Here is a 19,339-nt window from a genome sequence, read left to right on the forward strand (position 1 = left end):
AATCGTGACGTGTTCAACTATTCAAGTTATTCGTCAAAAAAATCGTTCGAGTCAAACGGGATATCATCGTCTGGATCGTGGTCATCGTAATTGACGCCAGGTGGATTAAAAAGTCCCCAACGATCTATGATGTAGTTCCAAGGGTCAAAGGTTTTTACCCATTCTGCAAACAGTACCCTAAACTCATCGACTTCTTTTCTTAGTAAATCCAAATACTCCTCTTCTTGGTAGCCGTGTATTTGCAATCCTCTGGCATCGGTAATCAATTCCCTTGCAGCCTTTCTAATGATTGAAGCGTTTTCCATTCGCAAATCGTAAATTTGATCTTCGTTTGCTGCACCAGCAATTTTTGCAGGAATAATCATTGCATTTTTTCGCAGGTATTCTAGGTTGTGCTGAATCATTTCGGCTTGTATCTCTTTTTCGAATTTTATATCGGTTTGTTCTACTGCCTTTACAATGTGTTCTACCAATTTTTCAATTTCCATTGCCTTTTTGAACAATGGTAGTTTTTCCCATTCTTCTTTCATAATAAATGTTATTATTCAATTATTAGATGTGGTACTTGGCCCAAATCCCAATCAATAACCAATCCTTTTGCTAATGACTCAGCAATATCCTTTCCATAAAGGTGCTCGCTTAAATACAATGTGGCTTCAAACGATTTTGCTCCTCCTGCTGAGGTGATATATTTGCCATCATGAACAAACAGGACATCCTTTCTAATATCTAATTTAGGAAACATGTCTCGCATTTTGTCAATATCACTAGGGAATGTCGTAGAAACAACATTATCCAATAATCCTGCTTTGGCGAGTACAAAGGCTCCATCACAATGCGAGGTTATAAATTGTGCTTCTTTGTCAACTTTCCTAACAAAATCGAGCATCACGTCATCTTCTAAGTCGGTATCTAGATGATGCTGAGCACTTGGTACGACTAGAATATCGATTTTTGGAAGTGAGTCTTTTACGTAATTAAAATCTGGAAGTATTCTCATACTTTCAAAAGATGTAATGGGCTCATCTGTATTGGCAACGGTAAAGACATTCATGGCTTTAATGCTGTCTCTAAATATAGTATGTTGAAAGATATCAAAAGGTGCCGTAAGTTCTGTATTGTAAACGCCATCCATTATGAGGAATGCAACATTGTAACGGTTGGGTTCTAACTTCGGGAATTCCTTAGTTTTACTTTCATCTCTATCGTTGTCGGGAGGTTTTTCTTTTGTGGAATCATTACAGCCCAAAAGCAAAAACAAGATAGTTAAAGGTAATATTGCATGTTTCATTTGTTCAGGTTGTTTTTTATATGGTTAGCTATAATTTTTGCATGGATTCTCGAATTTTCGATAAACCATTTATGTGTCTCCATCCCTCCACAAATGACTCCAGCGAGGTATAGTCCTTTAACATTAGATTCCATTGTTTCAGAATTATAGTTTGGAATATGTTTTTCGTCTTTTGAAAATTCAATTCCAGCGTCTGCCAAAAACTTAAAATTTGGTCGGTAACCTGTTAAAGCGATGACATAGTCATTAGGAAGAATCTTTTCACCTTCGGGAGTTTCAATTATAATTTCATTGAGCTTAATTTCCTTGATTTCGGAATTAAAATAAGCCGTTATGCTACTTTCTTCAATACGGTTAAGAATATCTGGTCGCACCCAATATTTTACACGTTCACCAATGGCTTCTTTTCTCACGATCATGGTGACGTTTCCACTTTTTCTGTAAATTTCTAATGCGGCATCGACGGCAGAATTACTCGCACCTACCACTGCAATATTTTGCAAAGTGAAAGGATGCGCCTCTTTATAATAATGAAAGACTTTTGGTAAATCCTCGCCAGGTACATTTAAATAATTTGGGATGTCGTAAAATCCGGTTGCGATAATCACTTTATTGGCCTTGTAATGCTGTTGGTCTGAAACTACTTGAAAATCATCGTTGTGCTTTTTTATTGAAACTACCTTTTCATACAGGTTAATGTTGAGCTGATTAGAGGTGGCAACCCTTCGGTAATACTCTAAAGCTTCATTTCTATTGGGCTTAGGATTATTACTTATAAACGGAATATTATCAATTTCCAACTTTTCGGAAGTTGAAAAAAACGTCATATTCAACGGGTAATTAAAAAGCGAATTGGTTAGTGCTCCTTTTTCAATAACCTGATAGTTTAAGTTTTGTTTTTTACATTCTAAAGCGCAGGCAATACCTATTGGGCCTGCGCCTATTATGATGATGTCTAAATCTGTTGATTTCATAGATTTTATAAATTTAGAGCAATTAATAGTTTTAGGATAATTTGTGCTCTGATATTAACAGTCTATTTAAATAATAGAGTAGGATAACACCGAAAACTCCTAAGATGCACATAACATACCATGTGTTATCATATCCAATTTTATCAATAAGTTGTATGCCTCCGTTATGTCCAAAAACACTTGCTAACGAAAACGCCATGACGTACATGGCTAAGTATTGCCCTTTTTTACCTTTCTTGGATCGATCCATAGCAAATGCATTAGAGAAAGGAAAACCTATCATTTCTCCAACTGTCATCAATAACATACCTATAACCAATACACCAATCCAACTAGAAAGATTTAATACTATAAAACTAAAAACAGTAAGCACAAGCCCTAGCAATGTGAGCTTTATTTTATTGTATTTGCATATTTCAAGCCAGTGTATAAAAGGCATTTCTAATGCAAATATTAAGAATCCATTCATTCCTAAAAGTACACCAATTTCAATTTCGGAAAGCTTATGAATATTTCTGTAATACAAAGGCATAGTAGAGAAATACTGCATAAAAATAACAGCAAATAGAAGCATAGCTAGAAAAAATACCCAGTAAGGCCTATCTTTATAAGCCGATTCAGGATTAATAGTTAGTTCATTGTCTAATGGCTTTGCAACTCTAGGATTTAAAACTTGAATTAAAACTATTGTAGCCAAAATGCACGTAATGCCATCCACCCAAAATAAACCACTATAGCCTAGTGTTGCAATGATTATTCCACCAATTGCAGGTCCAGCAGAAAAGCCTAAATTGATAGCTAGTCTTATAAGCGTTACTGATCTTGTTTTGTTTTCAGGTTTACTGTAAACGCTCATTGCAACATACATTGCTGGTCTAAATGTGTCGGCAACAACCATTACCAAAAATATACCAACACAAACTTGAGTGAATGTTGTTAAAAACTGAAGCGCAATAAATACGATACCAGTGCTCAACAAACTTCTCACCATCACTTTATAATAACCAATTGTGTCTGTTAACTTTCCTCCAATCCATGTACCAACCACAGATCCTAAACCAAAACAACTCATTATCCACGCGACTTGAGGAAATGAGAAAGACAAGTCTTCTGTGAGGTATAAGGTTAAAAACGGAATAACCATGGTACCAGCTCTATTTATAAACGTTATGAGAGCAAGCCACCAAACTTCATTAGAGAGTTCTCTAAATGTGTTGAAGTAATTTCTAAATAATGTTTTCATGTTGGTTGTTGTTATAAATGTAAAAAGTCCGACGGTATCGTCGGACTTTTAAATATTGTTTAATAGTATATAAGTATAGCTACAATAGATAATGCATCCGAATGTTTTCTGAAGAAATCATGATTCTCTGCTTGGTATATCTATTGACGCGTAACATTGTTTTACTTTGATTAGTTACTCAAAGCTACAATAAAATTCTATAAGTTGTATTTTTGAATTTTAAAATAATTAGAGATGAAGAGTTTTCTTTTACTTTTTTTAATGGTGTTTACTCTTGGTTGTGCACAAGACAAACAGATGCTGAGTGGCGAAACTGAATGGCAAAGGGAAATGAATGCTGATTTTAAGGATGCTTCAAAATCACCTTTAAAGGATAAAGACAGAAAGAATTTCACTGGTCTGGATTTTTATAAATATGACTCTACTTATGTAGTAAAAGCGAGTTTAAAACGTACACCGGATAGCCAATGGTTTAAAATGAAAACTACTACAGACCGAGAATCTGAAGAACGCGTTTTTGGTATTCTGTCGTTTGAATTAAAAGGTAAAATGTATCAACTCAATGTGTATCAAGGAAAAGAATCAATGACCACCGAAGGATATGAGGATTATTTGTTTTTGCCATTTTTAGATGATACTAACGGCAGTGGTAGTTATGCAGGTGGAAGATATATCGATTTACGGATTCCAGATGGAGATATACTTGTCATTGATTTCAATACTGCTTATAACCCTTACTGTGCTTACGATGAGAAATACTCTTGTCCAATTGTGCCGAGAGAAAATTATTTAGCCACAGAAGTTAAAGCTGGTGTAAAAGCATTTAAAAAGCATTAAGCTTTAACAAAGTATAACCCTAAAAATACTGCTAAGAATCCAACTACAAAACTCGCAATCGTGTAAATCGCAAAACTCGTAAAGTCTCCAGATTTTAAAAACGCTTGATTTTCATAAGCAAAAGTTGAGAATGTCGTGAAACCACCACAAAAACCTGTGGCTAACAATAAGGTTTGGCTTTCGGTAAGGCTATTGTTTTTAGCCGCTAGGCCTAAAATAATTCCAATTAATAGACTACCTACAATGTTTGCTGTGAAAGTGCCATAAGGGAAGCCACCATCAGAAGTATTCAGCCATTTGCCAATAACATACCGAAGCACGCTACCAAAGCCACCTCCTACAAAAACTAAAAGAAGTTGTTTCAAAATCTATTTTACTTCAATGTATATTTCGGTTTTCCAATCCGCAGGATTAGGAACTGACGAAGGGTCTGTTGGGTAAATTTCTAACATAGATCCACCATCAACCGATTCCAAATTGTTTTCTTCGATATACGTCATTGTTTTCTCCCAGGCTTCCTTTAAGTTGTCGTAATTACCCATAAGCACAGTTTTTACTGCTTTAAAGGATTCTAGCTGACCAGTTAGTATTTCTGGGTCGTTGGATATAATTCTTGAATTGGTAGGAATACATACTGAGAAAATAACGGCATTATTCTCTTCATCCCATTTTTCATAAAGTACAAATGGTGCACCAGCAAAAGTAATATTATTCGCTATGGCATAAGCACCGACTTTCGGGAATTCTTTCTGCATTTCAGTCTGAAAATCACTTAATTTACAAGATGTGGTTTTATAAAGATAATAGCCTCCGCTATGTTGCGTTACACCTTCTACATTAACACTATAAACGTTCATTTTATCCTGTAGAACACTGTCTAACATTGTTAAACTACGCTCATATTTTGGGCCTATTTGGCTTTCCATTCCTCCCATAAGTGTAGAGAACATCTTAAAGACAAATGGAAGATCTTCACCAGAGATATTCCATTTAACATCTGTGGTGCCATTGTCATTAGGTTCAAACTGCCAAACAACTTTAGATTTAGGAAAGTCCTCAAATTGCATCTCTTGGGTTATAGAGCTAAATGGTTCAGCATCTACGGTCTTCATTCTACCGATACCATCCTCATCTTCCCACATATAATTCCCTCCAACACCATCAGTTTGTTCACCTAAAGTTATTTTGGTATCTGGTCTTTCCTCTACCCAAGCAGACCAGGCTTCCCAATTTTCAAAATCAATAACTTCATTATAAACCACAGGTTGAGGAGCATTAATGGTTTTTGTTCTTGTGACCTCAAAAGAATTTGGTTGTACTGCAATGTAAATGGCGAATCCTATTATTGCTATGAGTAAGAATAATAAGATGAATTTTAGAGCTTTCATGCTGTGGTTAATTATAGTTAGTATTCAAAGATACTAATTTGTGATATAAATATTACATTTGTGTAAAATCAAAAAAAACTAACAACATGAAACTAAAATCGATATTTATAATCTGCCTTTTTATGGCTTTTGCATGGTCATGTAAAGACGATTCAAAAGAACCTGTGGATAAGAATTCCATGGAAAAAACCGAAAAGGATTTTGACTATAATGTAGAGCAATTTGCTGATATTAAAATTTTACGTTATCAAATTCCAGGATGGGAAAACCTAAGCTTAAACGAACAAAAATTAGTGTACTACCTCGTTGAAGCTGGTTTGGCTGGTCGTGATATTATGTGGGACCAAAACTACAGACACAATCTTAAGATTAGAAAAGCTTTAGAGAATGTTTATACAAACTACAAAGGGGATAAAACGACTAATGATTGGAAAGCTTTTGAAACTTACCTAAAACGTGTATGGTTTAGCAACGGTATTCATCATCATTATTCTAACGATAAGCTAAAGCCAGAATTTGATAAGGATTATCTTAATGAGTTGTTTTTAGCGACCAACACAAAATTAGATGGTGAAGCTTTTGACGTTATCTTTAATGATAAGGACATGAAAAAAGTAAATCAAGCTAAAGGTGTGGATAATGTAGCGTTATCTGCAGTCAACTTCTATGGGCCAAATGTCACCAATGCAGATGTAGAAAGATTTTATAAGAATAAAAAATCTCCCGATCCAGATAGACCATTGGCTTATGGTATCAATACCAAATTGGTAAAAGAAAACGGAGAAGTAAAAGAATTGGTCTATAAATCAGGAGGCTTATACGGCTCAGCAATTGATGAAATTGTAAAATGGTTAGAAAAAGCACAAGGAGTTGCAGAAAACAAAGCACAAGGTGATGCTATTGGTCTATTGATTCAGTATTACAAAACAGGTGATTTACAGACTTGGGACGATTATAATGTAGCTTGGACTAAAGCTACTGCAGGAAATGTAGATTACATCAATAGTTTTATTGAGGTTTACAATGATCCATTAGGTTATACAGGTTCTTACGAAACCATCGTTCAGATCAATGATTTTGATATGTCTCAAAAAATGAAGGTGTTATCAGACAATGCACAATGGTTTGAAGACAATTCACCGCTTATGGATGAGCATAAAAAGGATAGTGTTGTAGGTGTAACTTATAAAGTGGTAACTGTAGCAGGTGAAGCTGGTGATGCGTCTCCAAGTACTCCAATAGGTGTTAACTTACCAAACTCTAACTGGATTAGAAAAGAAGTGGGCAGTAAGTCTGTTTCGCTTGGAAATATTATTAATGCTTATAATAATGCTGGTAGCGGAGGACGATTAAAAGAATTCGTTCACGACGATGAAGAGTTGAAACTAGAAGAAGAACATGGTCAACTGGCAGATAAACTGCATACCGCTTTACATGAGGTTATTGGGCACGCATCTGGACAATTAAACCCTGGAGTTGGTGAGACCAAGGAAACCTTAAAAAATTATGCTTCCACTTTAGAGGAAGGTAGAGCTGATTTAGTTGGATTATACTATTTATACAGTCCAAAATTACAGGAACTTGGTTTAGTTGAAGATTGGAAAGCTGTCGGAAAAGCTGCTTATGATGGTTATATTAGAAATGGTTTGATGACACAATTGATTCGTTTAAATCTTGGTGACGATGTTGAAGAAGCACATATGCGAAACCGTCAGTGGGTAAGTGCTTGGGCTTACGAAAGAGGAAAAGCCGATAATGTGATTGAAAAAGTAACCAGAGATGGCAAGACCTATTTCAACATCAACGATTACGATAAGTTAAGAGAAATTTTTGGTGAGTTGTTGAGGGAAACGCAGCGTATTAAGTCTGAAGGAGACTATGCTGCTGTTGAAGCTTTAGTAGAAGGTTATGGTGTAAAGGTAGATCAGGCAATACATGCTGAAGTTTTAGAGCGTAACAAGCAATTTACATCTGCTCCTTATAGCGGATTTGTAAATCCGGTGATTATGCCAGCTAAGGATGCTGATGGTAATATTACAGCATTTAAAATTGAACAACCTACAGGTTTCCCTGAGCAAATGTTAGAGTACAGTAAAAAGTACAGTTATTTGCCAGAAGTGAATTAATAAGAAGAAAGCAATTAAAAAAAGAGCAGTTAATTAACTGCTCTTTTTGTTTTTATACTATTTCTATACTTTAGCAAGAAAAGAAATGCTGATTCTTTATAATGGTCAAATATATGTCGCTACAATAAGGTGAATTATATAAAAATAAACTTAATAGCGGCAATCATACCAATAAAACCGATAAAGGCAATTAATATCCAGATGGTACCTTTGTAATGCGTTCTATGGGTTTTTATATCCTTACGGTATTGATAGGCAATCGCAATAACGAATGCTATAAAGAATAATATTCCGAAAATCCATTGACCAGTAGAAAACATTAGTTTAATTTTATGCAAAAATAAGTAAAACGAGACTAAAAACTTAATATTAACAGCCTCTACATTTATATATACGAAAAAATAATAATCTTAGATTTACACTATAATTATGCAAGATAAAATCAATGCTGTAAAAGCATTTCACACCGCTTTTAAAATAGGTCATAGAGAAACACCAAAAGCCGATTTAGGCATAGAAAAGAATATGCTCCGCTACAAACTTATGCGCGAAGAAAACGAAGAATATCTAGAGGCTGCAAATGACAACGACTTGATTGAAGTGGCAGATGCACTTGGTGATATGCTTTATATATTATGCGGAACCATTATTGAGCATGGTTTACAATATAAAATCGAGGAGGTTTTTGAAGAAATTCAACGTAGCAACATGAGCAAGCTCGGTGAAGATGGAGAACCAATTTATAGAGAAGATGGCAAAGTACTCAAAGGACCAAGTTATTTTAAACCAAAAATTAAAGAAATTTTAGAAAAATAATGAAGTTGTTGTTTTGCTTGGTTTTTTTATCAACTAACAACTAACAACTAACACACTTTAACTCGCCATCCATAAGGATCATCCGATTTATTGGTCTGTATATCCGTAATACGTTTTTTAAGTAAAGCTCCGTAAGTGTTTTCAAGTTCTGGCAATTCGTAATCCTTGCCTTTAAAGCCAAATCCAGATATTGGCGAGACCACAGCTGCCGTACCTGCGCCAAAAAGTTCTTTAAGGCTTCCGTTTTCTGAGGCTTCAATAAGTTCAGCAACCTTTATCTTACGAACTTCAACATCAATACCTTCAGCTTCAGCTATGGTTAAAATACTTTTTCTTGTGATGCCATCCAATATTCTATCACTTGTGGGTACTGTAAGCAACGTGTCATTTATTCTAACAAAGATATTCATGGCTCCAGCTTCTTCAATATACTCGTGTGTATTGTCATCTGTCCAAATAACTTGCTGGTAGCCTCTGTTATTGGCAAGTTGAGTAGGATAAAATTGACCAGCATAATTACCACCAGCTTTCGCAAAACCTACACCACCATTGGCAGAACGTGAATACTTTTCTTCAATAAGTACTTTTACTTTTCCAGAAAAATAAGATCCTGATGGAGCACATGCGATGATGAATTTATAGGCATTTGCTGGCGACGCATGAAAACCTTGTCCTGTAGCAAACATAAAAGGTCGGATATATAACGAACTACCTTCAGAGGTAGGAATCCAGTCTTTTTCCAGCTTTATAAGTTCTTTAAGACCATTCATAAAACAGGCTTCGGGCAGTTCTGGCATTGCCAAACGCTTAGCGGAAATATTCAAGCGATTAAAATTGTCAACTGGCCTAAATAAAAACACATTATTATCTGAGTCCTTGTAAGCTTTCATGCCTTCAAAAATAGACTGTCCATAGTGAAAAATCTTTGCAGAAGGCTCAAGTGTCACAGGCTGATAAGGCACAATACTCGGATTTTGCCATTCTCCATTCTTAAAATCGCATACAAGCATGTGATCTGAGAATACACGACCAAAAGCTAAATTGTTAAAATCAACATTAGCAATTTTTGAAGTTTTAGATTTTTCAATTTGAATGTCCTCTGTGTAGTTAATAGCCATAAGCACGTGTCATTTATTCCGCAAAAGTACACAATCAATGCCGTTAATAAAAGGCTATGTTAGCTTAAATTTTGTAAATTCGCAATTCAATAAACAAATAATTTTAAAGATATTGATAATGAAAAAAATACTCTTATTCCTTGCAATTGGCTTATTTGTAGTATCATGCAAAAATGAAAAAGAAACTACCGAAGAGAAAGTTGAAGATGTAAAAAAGGAAATGGCATACACGTCAATTGGGATGGAAATTAACGATGCAGATGCCTTATCATCTAAGCGTATGATGGAACATTACAAAGGCATGAAAGCTGGTGATACGGTTCCTGCAAAAATGAAAGCAAAGATTGTTGAGGTCTGCTCTAAAAAAGGTTGTTGGATGACTTTGGATATGGACGGAGAAAATAAAGTGATGGTAAAGTTTAAGGATTACGGATTCTTTATGCCATTGGGTGCAGAAGGAGAGGTAGTGGTAAACGGAAAAGCTTTTGTTACGGAAACTCCAGTGGATGAATTAAGACATTACGCTGAAGATGCAGGAAAATCTAAAGAAGAAATCGAAGCGATTACCGAACCTAAGTTAGAGTACCGTTTTGAAGCCGATGGAGTATTGCTTAAAACAGAGTAATTGAAGAGAAAAATCATCACCACGTCTGATGGCTCCAAGACCATTCAGATAGAAGATTGGAATGAACAATACCATTCCATTCATGGTGCCATACAAGAAGCAAATCATGTATTCATTAAGCATGGTTTGCTTTTCTTTTTTGAATCGAATTGTCACACTGAGCGGAGTCGAAGTGTAAGTGGGTATGGTGCTCTTAACATTCTAGAAATCGGTTTCGGTACAGGCCTTAACGCTTTCCTGACGTTATTAGAAGCGGAAAAGTTAAAACAGCACATCAACTACGTAGGAGTAGAGGCATATCCTGTGAAGCAAAATGAAATTGACCAGTTGAATTATGTTGAGTTAGTTTCTGAAAATCATAAAACGCAATTCGAGAAAATGCATCATGTTCCTTGGGAAGAACAACATGGCATCACACCAAATTTCAGATTAGAAAAACAGGAAAAATTCTTTAAGTCTATCGATGCTCACAACGAATTTGATATCATATATTTTGATGCTTTCGGAGCTCGTGTACAACCAGAACTTTGGACAGAAGACATCTTCACCATCATGTATAAAGCGTTAAAAGAAGAAGGCGTTTTAGTTACATATTCAGCTAAAGGTAGTGTGAGACGTGCCATGCAAGGTGTTGGCTTCACCGTTGAACGCCTTCCTGGTCCACCTGGAAAGAGAGAGATGTTGCGTGCAATCAAACTGTGATCATAACTATCTGTAGAATACAGAATTTTTAATGTTAAATTCTTTGTTTACTGGAAACGTTAAATCCAAACTAAAGTCCTTCACAAGGCATTTTACCTTTAGTATCTTTGTATAAAAAGAATAATGACAGTTTTAATAACAGGAGCGACAGGATTAATAGGGCAAAAGATTGTAAAACTTTGTCATGCAGAGGGGATTAGTGTTCATTATTTAACTACTTCAAAATCTAAACTGACTACAGAAGACAATTACAAAGGCTTCTATTGGAACCCAAATAAAAATGAAATCGACCATAAATGCTTTGAAGGAGTATCTTCAATAATAAACCTGGTCGGCGCAACAATATCAAAACGTTGGACAGAAGATTACAAAAAAATTATTCTTGAGAGCCGTACCAAAACTGCAGAACTCTTACAAGATACTATTAAGAAGCACAACTATAAAATAGATTATGTGGTGTCTGCAAGTGCTATTGGTATTTACCCATCTAGTTTTGTTAACTTTTATGATGAAGAGAATACTGAAATTTCTGAGACATTTTTAGGTGAAGTCGTAGCCGCTTGGGAGAGTGCTGTGGATAATTTTAAACCTCTTGGTTGTAAAGTGGCAAAGGTTAGAATTGGTTTGGTCTTGGCAGAAAATGATGGAGCACTTCCTAAAATGGCAAAACCGATAAAATATGGTGTTGGTTCTCCTTTTGGTAGTGGTAAACAATGGCAAAGTTGGATACATGTAGAGGATTTAGCCAGACTTTTTATATATGCTTTGCAATATCAATTAATAGGTCTTTACAATGGTGTGGCACCAAATCCTGTAACTAACAATGACCTAACAAAGGTGATAGCTAACGTTCTTAACCGACCATTGATTTTACCTAATATTCCAAAGTTTGCAATGAATTTAGCTTTAGGCGAAATGCATATCTTACTATTTGAAAGCCAGCGCGTCAGCTCTCAAAAAATTGAAAACAAAGGTTTTTATTTCAAATATGCCAATTTAAGGCCAGCTTTAGAGGATTTGTTAGAATAAATCACCTCAAATACACGTTAGTCACTAATCTTTCAACAGTCGGATGGTCATTACCACCAGCAGGTTCTATTGTTATATTTAATGATTCGGAATGATCTATGTAGTTCATGGCCATTAATTTTTTATCCTTAGAAATAACACCCATATTAATCATTTCTCCTTCAACGTCGGCCCACATTTGGTAGTCGTGATCAGCATCTAAATCTGGTAATCGCTCAGTATTTATCACAACAGATTTTGTACTGTGATTAACATAACTAATTACCTTAGTTTCCGGTGATATATCATTTCCGGTTAAAACATACTTTTCTGTTTCCGGATGTGCTATAGCCGCGTATAGTGAGTTCTTGTTTTTAAGTTCCTTATTAAGGCTTTCAATGGTGGTATTCAATTCGGTTTTTTCGTTTTCAACTGTTTGTAATTGCTGTTTCACAGCATTTAGCTGATTATACATCCAAAAACTTCCAATCATAAATAACGCAGCAATGCTTGCGGCAATTCCCAAATAAAATTTTGAGTTACTATTAGGTTTCAATTCAACAATCTTAGTGTCATTTGAGGCTGAATTTATAGCATTTAGAAGATTAGATTTTACCAAGGCAGGTGGCGTAATAGTATTTTCGAAACCGAGGGTTTCAAAGTCTTCCTCGAGTTGATCAAAATATGCTTTTAATTCAGTATCTGAAGATAGGATACGCTCAATCTGTTCGCTTTCTTTAACATCGAGTTCTCCGAGCAAATATTGCTCTAGTAATCCATTTTCTAATATCGTTTTCTTATCCATCATCACAACACATTTAGTATTAGTAAAAGAACAATTATTGCCTTGGAATAAGTAATTCTCAGCTCTTTTAAGGCTTGCCTAACATAAGATTTAAAAGTACCCAAAGGCACATTCATTTCTTTATGAGCCTCTCTATGAGTCAGTCCTTTAAAGTAGACTAATTCTATTGCCTCCTTATGATGAGCTTCGAGACTGGTAATCGCACCCTTGAGTTCTAAATACTCACTATCTATACTAATAGCTTCTTCTTTATTTTTATATACACTAAAATCATCTGTTTGGATGAGCGGATCATTCTTTCTTAGAACATTTAACGTTTTGTTTTTGGCAATACGATATACCCAAGTGTAAAAACGACCCTTGGTAGCGTCATAGTTTTCGGCCTTGTCCCAAACTGTCATAAAAGTGTCTTGTAATAAGTTTTGAGCTTTACCCTCATCTCGTATCATTTTTAGAATAATACTGTAAATAGCACCAGAATATTTGTCGTAGAGTAATGATAACGCACTTTCATCCTTATTTTTTAATTGTTGAATAAGTCTAGTGTCGTTTTGCATTTAATGTTAAAGATTTCACAAAAGTGAGGTCTTGCTCATCTATGACCAAGAAGCCTGTGTAAATATAAATGAAAGCACTTCAAAAATAAAATAAGTGCATTAAATAGTTTAACCAAAAAATTAAAAAACATGAAAAAATTAGTATTTGTATTGACAACAGTAGTAGCATTAGCATTCTCACAAACGGCTACAGCCCAAAAAACAATTGTAGATGCAGCAGTAGGTAATGAAAATTTCTCAACCTTAGTAACAGCATTAAAAGCGGCAGATTTAGTAGAAGCATTACAAGGCGATGGTCCTTTTACAGTATTCGCACCAACAAATGATGCTTTCGCTAAAATAGACGAAGCAACATTAAAAAGTTTACTTAAGTCAGAGAACAAGGAAATGTTATCTAAGATTTTAACGTACCATGTTGTATCAGGAAAATTAATGGCTAGTGATGTTGTTGCTGCATTAAAAAAAGGAAACGGGAAAGTTGAAATAGAAACTTTGGCTGGGCAAAAATTAACCGTAATGCAAAAAGACGGTAAGATCTGGTTAAAAGATCAAAACGGAAATTACAGTGAAATCACAGCGACAGATGTAGAGGCAAGTAATGGCGTGATTCACGTAATTGACACTGTAGTAATGCCAGAATAATGGTTTAGTGTTAATGTTAGTTAGGCATTATTACTTAAAAGGTTATTAATCACTATTTGGTTGGTTATAATTGATTAATAGCGACGCAATTTTAGAGATAAAATTGCTATGAAAAGGAAAAGCACTTACAGTTTTGTAAGTGCTTTTTTTTATTCTAATTTTTTCTTTTACTTAAGCCTTCTTAGCTACTAAGTTAACTTTTAACTCAATATCATCGTTGATGAAGCTATCGCCTAGATCATCAAAAAAAGATTTTGATCCATATTTTACATTCCACTTAGAACGATCAATTGTAAAAGTTTCACTTGTTAACTTCATCATGTCACCATCCATAGAAGTGGTAACTGGGATGCTAATATTGTTCGTAGTTTCTTTCATAGTTAAATTACCAGAAAGCATTGTTTTACCGTCCACAGTTTCTAAACCTGTAACTTCAAATTTTGCTTTCGGATAGGCTTCTACGTCAAAGAAATCGGCACTCTTAAGATGACCTGTCAATTTTGCATTACCTTCTTTCTCTACTGGGATATCTGTAACTGTAATGCTATTCATGTCAATAGCAAAACTACCGCTTTCAATATTACCATCATTTACGCTTACAGAACCTTCAGCAATTGAGATTGTTCCTGTATGTGTGCCAGTTGGCTTAAACCCTTTCCATTCTATGGTCGATTCATCAGCAATAGCTTTATAAGTTACAGCAGATGCTTCGGCTACAGCTGCGTCTTCTGCTTCTGTAGTTTCTGCTTCTTTCGCTTTGTCTTTACAGCTTGAAAATGCTACTAATGCTATTACGGTAAAAATTTTTAAAAAGTTTGTTTTCATGTTAGTGTTTTTTTTGTTTTTGTTTTAAGATTGTAAAATTACAAAATAGATAGGCTATGTACTTATAAAAAAATGTTAATGACATTTTGACATTATCATAATAATGGCAGTACTTTTGCAGACCTAAATCGAAGATTTAATTCAGATTAAAAAATTTAAACTCAAAATGAGTAAAAAAGATAAAAATAAAAAGGCTGACGAGCCTCAAGTAGAGGATGCAGCAACAGCAACCGCTGAAGCCATAAAAGAGGAAAAAGAAAAAGTATCTGTAGAGGAACAACTTCAAGATCAATTAGCAACTGAGAAAGACAAGTTTATGCGTCTCTTTGCTGAGTTCGAAAATTATAAAAAACGCACAAACAAGGAACGAATTGAGCTATTTAAAACAGCGAGTGAAAGCGTAATGCTGTCTATGCTTCCTATATTAGATGATTTTGAACGTGCTTTATTGCATATTGAGGAAGATAAGGAAGCTGAGGAATTGCGCAAGGGCGTGTTGTTAATCTACAATAAGCTTTTAACAACATTAGAGCAAAAAGGCTTATCTAAAATCGAAGTGAATAAAGGCGACGTCTTTAATGCCGATGACCACGAGGCAGTAACACAAATACCTGCACCAAGTGATGATTTAAAAGGTAAAATCATTGATGTAGTAGAACGAGGATATAAACTGGGAGATAAGGTTATTCGTTTTCCAAAAGTGGTTATTGGACAATAATAAAAAAAATTCCCGATGTCTCGGGCAATACACATGAAAGAAGATTATTACGACGTTTTAGGAATAAGTAAAAATGCATCTGACGCTGAAATTAAAAAAGCCTATCGTAAGATGGCTTTAAAGTATCATCCAGATAAAAATCCAGGGGATACTGAAGCGGAAGATAAATTTAAAAAAGCAGCTGAAGCCTATGAGGTTTTGAGCAATGCTGATAAAAGAGCACGTTACGACCAATTCGGTCACCAAGCATTTGATAATAATGGTGGCTTTGGTGGAGGTGGTATGAATATGGATGACATCTTCAGCCAATTTGGTGATATTTTTGGTGGTGCTTTTGGTGGAGGCGGATTTAGTGGCTTCGGTGGAGGCGGAAGGCAGCGTGTTGTTAAAGGAAGCAACCTAAGAATTAGAGTAAAGTTGTCTTTAGAAGAAGTGGCTAATGGCATTGAGAAAAAAATAAAAGTAAAGCGTAAAGTACAAGCAGAAGGAACCACATATAAAACTTGTGGAACTTGTAATGGTTCTGGCCAAGTAACACGTGTAACGAATACTATTTTGGGTAGAATGCAAACCGCTTCAACATGTCAAACATGTGGTGGTGCAGGGCAAACTATTGATAAAAAACCATCTGATGCTGATGCCCAAGGATTAAAAGTTGCAGAAGAAACTGTTTCGGTAAAAATACCTGCAGGTGTTGTGGATGGTATGCAATTAAAAGTAACAGGAAAGGGAAATGATGCGCCAGGAAATGGAATTGCTGGTGATATGTTGGTGGTAATACAAGAAGAGGAACATCCTACCTTAAAGCGTGAAGGAGACAATTTGCATTATGATATGTATGTAAGTTTGCCAGATGCAGTATTAGGAACTTCAAAAGAAATAGATACCGTAACAGGTAAAGTAAGAATTAAGATAGAAGCAGGAGTGCAGTCTGGAAAAATTCTAAGATTGAGAGGAAAAGGGATTCCAAGTATAAATGGTTACGGTAAAGGAGATTTGTTGGTACATGTAAATGTTTGGACACCAAAGACTTTGAGCAAAACCCAAAAGGAATTTTTTGAAAGCATGCGAGAAGATGAACATTTTGAACCTAAGCCAGAGAGCTCTGATAAATCTTTTTTTGAGAAGGTTAAAGATATGTTTTCATAAAAAAGTGTATAATTCATAAAAAATACTATCTTTGATATATCGCTAATGCTAATTAGCGGTAATTTTTCTTTTTCATAGCAATTTTTTCCCATCCTTATCTAACCATAAGGGTGGGTTTTGTTTTTTATAGTATTTCTTCCTTGTTTTATTTTTCTTTAGAGTTAAGGAAATATTTATTTGTAATATAAATAGTCTTACTTAATTACTGTAAAAATTCATACATTTAATATCTTTACGAGCCTTAAACCCTATCTAAAAAATTAAGTTCTATATGAATGATTTATTAGTTGCTGATTCCGTGTCAAAAAACTTTGGGAATTTTAAAGCACTAAATCAGGTATCCATTGCTGTGCCAAAGGGAAGCATCTTTGGATTACTTGGCCCAAACGGAGCAGGTAAAACCACTCTTATACGTATCATTAATCAAATCACCATGCCAGATGAAGGCTCTGTTCTATTAGACGGACAACCTTTAAAACCAGAACACATTAAGGATATTGGCTATTTGCCAGAAGAACGCGGGCTGTACAAATCCATGAAGGTTGGTGAGCAAGCGTTGTATTTGGCTCAACTAAAAGGCATGTCAAAAGCTGAAGCTAAAAGTAGATTGAAATATTGGTTTGAAAAATTGGAAATTGGAGATTGGTGGAATAAAAAGATTCAAGAATTAAGTAAAGGTCAAGCCCAAAAAATACAGTTTATTGTTACTGTTTTGCATAAACCAAAACTGTTGATTTTTGATGAACCATTTTCAGGTTTCGACCCTATAAATGCCAACCTGATTAAAGATGAAATCTTACAATTGCGTGATGAAGGTGCAACGGTGATTTTCTCTACACATCGTATGGAATCCGTTGAAGAACTGTGTGACCACATTGCGCTGCTTCATAAATCAAATAAAATATTGGATGGTAAGTTAAATGACATCAAAGGTCAATATAAAACCAACACTTTTGAAGTCGGTTTACAATCCAACAACAGCACTGCTGTTTTAAACGAAATTAAAGATAGGTTTGAGGTGCTACCAGCAACTTTTAAAAATCTGCATGACGATATTAAGTTGAATATAAAAATAAATGAGTCGGCATCGTCCAACGATTTGTTGTCATTTTTAACCTCAAAGGCAGAAGTGCATCATTTTGTTGAGGTAATTCCATCTGCCAATGACATTTTTATTCAAACTGTAAAAAACAACTAAATAATGAACCACTTACCACTCATTATAAAGCGCGAATATTTAACCAAGGTTAAGAACAGATCATTTATTGTAATGACGTTTTTAAGCCCATTGATAATGATTGCCCTGATTGCAGTTGTGGCATATTTATCTCAATTAAACAATGATAAACAACGTACCATTTCGGTATTGGATGAAACAGGATTTTTTAACGATGTGTTTCAAAATACTGAAAACACAACCTACACGAGCTTAAATGAATTAAATCTAGACGATGCTATTGCTTTAGTAAAGGAAAAAGAGGACTATGGCTTATTACATATTGCTAAAATAGATTCAATAGATGCTATTTCTAATAACGTGAAATTTTACTCTGAAGAATCCCCTTCTTTATCAATTATGTCTAGTTTGGAGCGTAAAATAGAGAAACGCGTTCAAGAAATGAAACTTAAGAAAGAGGGAGTGAGCCTTGCCCAAATTGAAGCTTCAACAATTAACTTAGATATATCTCAAGAAAGTTTTGATGGAGAAAAAACGTCTAAAGAAGGTAACGTAGTAAAGTTGATTTTTGGTGGTGTTGCAGGTTATTTATTGTTTATGTTCATCATTATCTATGGTAATATGATCATGCGAAGCGTTATTGAAGAAAAAACCAGCAGGATTATAGAGGTTATCATATCTTCAGTAAAACCTGTACAACTGATGTTGGGTAAAATAATAGGTACCTCACTGGCAGGTATTACACAATTCGCCATTTGGGTTGTTTTAGGAGGTGTGTTAATGGTAGTGGTATCAGCAATTTTAGGAATAGATTTAGCCCAATTACAGACACCACAGCAAGAAATGGTAACCCAAGCTATGGAAGCTGAGGGAGCACAAGCAATAGCAGAGAACATTTTTATTGAAATTACCAATTTGCCAATTTTAAATTTGGTTTTTGCTTTTATATTTTTCTTCGTAGGAGGTTACTTATTATATAGTTCCTTGTATGCAGCCATTGGTGCAGCAGTAGATAATGAAACAGATACTCAGCAGTTTATGTTGCCAATTCTTATGCCGTTGATTTTGGCGGTTTATGTTGGCGTGTTTACGGTTATAGAAGATCCGCATGGAACGGTTTCTACTGTATTTTCATTTATTCCATTAACATCACCAGTTGTTATGCTAATGCGTATTCCGTTTGGTGTGCCCTTATGGCAACAGGGATTATCATTAATACTTTTAATAGGGACGTTTATGTTTGCGGTATGGTTTGCAGCTAAAATTTATCGCGTAGGTATTCTAATGTATGGTAAAAAACCGACCTATAAAGAACTATTTAAATGGCTTAAATATTAA

The 19,339-nt window shown here is 35.0% G+C and carries 22 protein-coding genes; 11 read left to right on the forward strand and 11 right to left on the reverse strand.

Annotated features, from left to right (window positions below):
* Positions 1-26 precede the first annotated feature (26 nt).
* From F1003_RS15195 to F1003_RS15210, 4 genes are read right to left on the reverse strand one after another with little or no spacing between them, the layout of a single operon-like run.
* Complete coding sequence (locus F1003_RS15195; protein ID WP_155090291.1) at positions 27-530, reverse strand: hypothetical protein; 504 nt, start codon at positions 528-530, stop codon at positions 27-29.
* An 11-nt stretch (positions 531-541) separates the two neighbouring features.
* Positions 542-1,291 carry a DJ-1/PfpI family protein gene (locus tag F1003_RS15200; protein WP_155090292.1) on the reverse strand — a complete coding sequence of 250 codons (750 nt, stop codon included), beginning with the start codon at positions 1,289-1,291 and terminating at the stop codon, positions 542-544.
* Entirely contained in the window at positions 1,288-2,265 is a 978-nt protein-coding gene (locus tag F1003_RS15205; RefSeq protein WP_155090293.1) for a YpdA family putative bacillithiol disulfide reductase, read from the reverse strand. The genes F1003_RS15200 and F1003_RS15205 overlap by 4 nt, the downstream gene beginning before the upstream one ends.
* A gap of 31 nt (positions 2,266-2,296) precedes the next feature.
* Complete coding sequence (locus F1003_RS15210) at positions 2,297-3,508, reverse strand: MDR family MFS transporter (protein WP_155090294.1); 1,212 nt, start codon at positions 3,506-3,508, stop codon at positions 2,297-2,299.
* Between the two features lie 234 nt (positions 3,509-3,742).
* On the opposite strand from F1003_RS15210, the gene F1003_RS15215 reads away from it, so the two are divergent.
* Positions 3,743-4,345 carry a DUF1684 domain-containing protein gene (locus F1003_RS15215; RefSeq protein ID WP_155090295.1) on the forward strand — a complete coding sequence of 201 codons (603 nt, stop codon included), beginning with the start codon at positions 3,743-3,745 and terminating at the stop codon, positions 4,343-4,345.
* On the opposite strand, the gene crcB is transcribed toward F1003_RS15215, so the two are convergent.
* Positions 4,342-4,710: a fluoride efflux transporter CrcB gene (gene crcB / locus F1003_RS15220; RefSeq protein ID WP_155090296.1), complete on the reverse strand. Its 369-nt coding sequence runs from the start codon at positions 4,708-4,710 to the stop codon at positions 4,342-4,344. The two genes, F1003_RS15215 and crcB, sit on opposite strands and share 4 nt — an antisense overlap.
* A gap of 3 nt (positions 4,711-4,713) precedes the next feature.
* A complete protein-coding gene (locus F1003_RS15225; protein WP_155090297.1) occupies positions 4,714-5,733 on the reverse strand; it encodes an SRPBCC family protein in 1,020 nt (339 codons plus the stop codon).
* A gap of 86 nt (positions 5,734-5,819) precedes the next feature.
* Here F1003_RS15225 and F1003_RS15230 point away from each other — a divergent pair, with 86 nt between their 5' ends.
* The gene (locus F1003_RS15230) at positions 5,820-7,859 is read left to right on the forward strand and encodes a dipeptidyl-peptidase 3 family protein (RefSeq protein WP_155090298.1); all 2,040 of its coding nucleotides are present in this window, start codon (positions 5,820-5,822) and stop codon (positions 7,857-7,859) included.
* 134 nt (positions 7,860-7,993) lie between these two features.
* Here F1003_RS15230 and F1003_RS15235 read toward each other — a convergent pair whose 3' ends face one another.
* A complete protein-coding gene (locus F1003_RS15235) occupies positions 7,994-8,179 on the reverse strand; it encodes a hypothetical protein (RefSeq protein WP_155090299.1) in 186 nt (61 codons plus the stop codon).
* Between the two features lie 109 nt (positions 8,180-8,288).
* On the opposite strand from F1003_RS15235, the gene F1003_RS15240 reads away from it, so the two are divergent.
* Entirely contained in the window at positions 8,289-8,675 is a 387-nt protein-coding gene (locus F1003_RS15240) for a pyrophosphohydrolase domain-containing protein (RefSeq protein WP_155090300.1), read from the forward strand.
* A gap of 47 nt (positions 8,676-8,722) precedes the next feature.
* On the opposite strand, the gene F1003_RS15245 is transcribed toward F1003_RS15240, so the two are convergent.
* The gene (locus tag F1003_RS15245; protein ID WP_155090301.1) at positions 8,723-9,793 is read right to left on the reverse strand and encodes a branched-chain amino acid aminotransferase; all 1,071 of its coding nucleotides are present in this window, start codon (positions 9,791-9,793) and stop codon (positions 8,723-8,725) included.
* Between the two features lie 118 nt (positions 9,794-9,911).
* Here F1003_RS15245 and F1003_RS15250 point away from each other — a divergent pair, with 118 nt between their 5' ends.
* From F1003_RS15250 to F1003_RS15260, 3 genes are all read left to right on the forward strand, one after another.
* Positions 9,912-10,418, forward strand: coding sequence for a DUF4920 domain-containing protein (locus tag F1003_RS15250; protein ID WP_155090302.1), 507 nt, complete (start codon positions 9,912-9,914; stop codon positions 10,416-10,418).
* A complete protein-coding gene (mnmC2, locus tag F1003_RS15255; RefSeq protein WP_155090303.1) occupies positions 10,419-11,120 on the forward strand; it encodes a tRNA (5-methylaminomethyl-2-thiouridine)(34)-methyltransferase MnmC2 in 702 nt (233 codons plus the stop codon).
* 123 nt (positions 11,121-11,243) lie between these two features.
* On the forward strand, positions 11,244-12,149 hold the full coding sequence (locus F1003_RS15260; RefSeq protein WP_155090304.1) for a TIGR01777 family oxidoreductase: 906 nt from the start codon (positions 11,244-11,246) through the stop codon (positions 12,147-12,149).
* A 1-nt stretch (position 12,150) separates the two neighbouring features.
* Here the strand turns inward: F1003_RS15260 and F1003_RS15265 are convergent, their stop codons facing one another.
* A complete protein-coding gene (locus F1003_RS15265) occupies positions 12,151-12,936 on the reverse strand; it encodes an anti-sigma factor (RefSeq protein WP_155090305.1) in 786 nt (261 codons plus the stop codon).
* Positions 12,936-13,490 (reverse strand): RNA polymerase sigma factor, encoded by a 555-nt coding sequence (locus F1003_RS15270; protein ID WP_155090306.1) that lies wholly within the window; start codon positions 13,488-13,490, stop codon positions 12,936-12,938. The genes F1003_RS15265 and F1003_RS15270 overlap by 1 nt, the downstream gene beginning before the upstream one ends.
* 129 nt (positions 13,491-13,619) lie before the next feature.
* Between F1003_RS15270 and F1003_RS15275 the strand changes: the two genes are divergently transcribed.
* A complete protein-coding gene (locus tag F1003_RS15275) occupies positions 13,620-14,132 on the forward strand; it encodes a fasciclin domain-containing protein (RefSeq protein WP_155090307.1) in 513 nt (170 codons plus the stop codon).
* 171 nt (positions 14,133-14,303) lie between these two features.
* Here F1003_RS15275 and F1003_RS15280 read toward each other — a convergent pair whose 3' ends face one another.
* Positions 14,304-14,957 (reverse strand): YceI family protein, encoded by a 654-nt coding sequence (locus F1003_RS15280; RefSeq protein WP_155090308.1) that lies wholly within the window; start codon positions 14,955-14,957, stop codon positions 14,304-14,306.
* Between the two features lie 166 nt (positions 14,958-15,123).
* On the opposite strand from F1003_RS15280, the gene F1003_RS15285 reads away from it, so the two are divergent.
* The 4 genes from F1003_RS15285 to F1003_RS15300 all read left to right on the forward strand — a co-directional run bounded on the left by F1003_RS15285 (position 15,124) and on the right by F1003_RS15300 (position 19,339).
* Positions 15,124-15,675 carry a nucleotide exchange factor GrpE gene (locus F1003_RS15285; protein WP_155090309.1) on the forward strand — a complete coding sequence of 184 codons (552 nt, stop codon included), beginning with the start codon at positions 15,124-15,126 and terminating at the stop codon, positions 15,673-15,675.
* Between the two features lie 33 nt (positions 15,676-15,708).
* The gene (gene dnaJ, locus F1003_RS15290; RefSeq protein ID WP_155090333.1) at positions 15,709-16,824 is read left to right on the forward strand and encodes a molecular chaperone DnaJ; all 1,116 of its coding nucleotides are present in this window, start codon (positions 15,709-15,711) and stop codon (positions 16,822-16,824) included.
* Between the two features lie 271 nt (positions 16,825-17,095).
* Positions 17,096-18,022 carry an ABC transporter ATP-binding protein gene (locus tag F1003_RS15295; protein ID WP_155090310.1) on the forward strand — a complete coding sequence of 309 codons (927 nt, stop codon included), beginning with the start codon at positions 17,096-17,098 and terminating at the stop codon, positions 18,020-18,022.
* A gap of 3 nt (positions 18,023-18,025) precedes the next feature.
* Entirely contained in the window at positions 18,026-19,339 is a 1,314-nt protein-coding gene (locus tag F1003_RS15300; RefSeq protein WP_155090311.1) for an ABC transporter permease, read from the forward strand.

The sequence above is a fragment of the Winogradskyella ouciana genome (assembly GCF_009709615.1).
Taxonomy (GTDB): Bacteria; Bacteroidota; Bacteroidia; order Flavobacteriales; family Flavobacteriaceae; genus Winogradskyella; species Winogradskyella ouciana.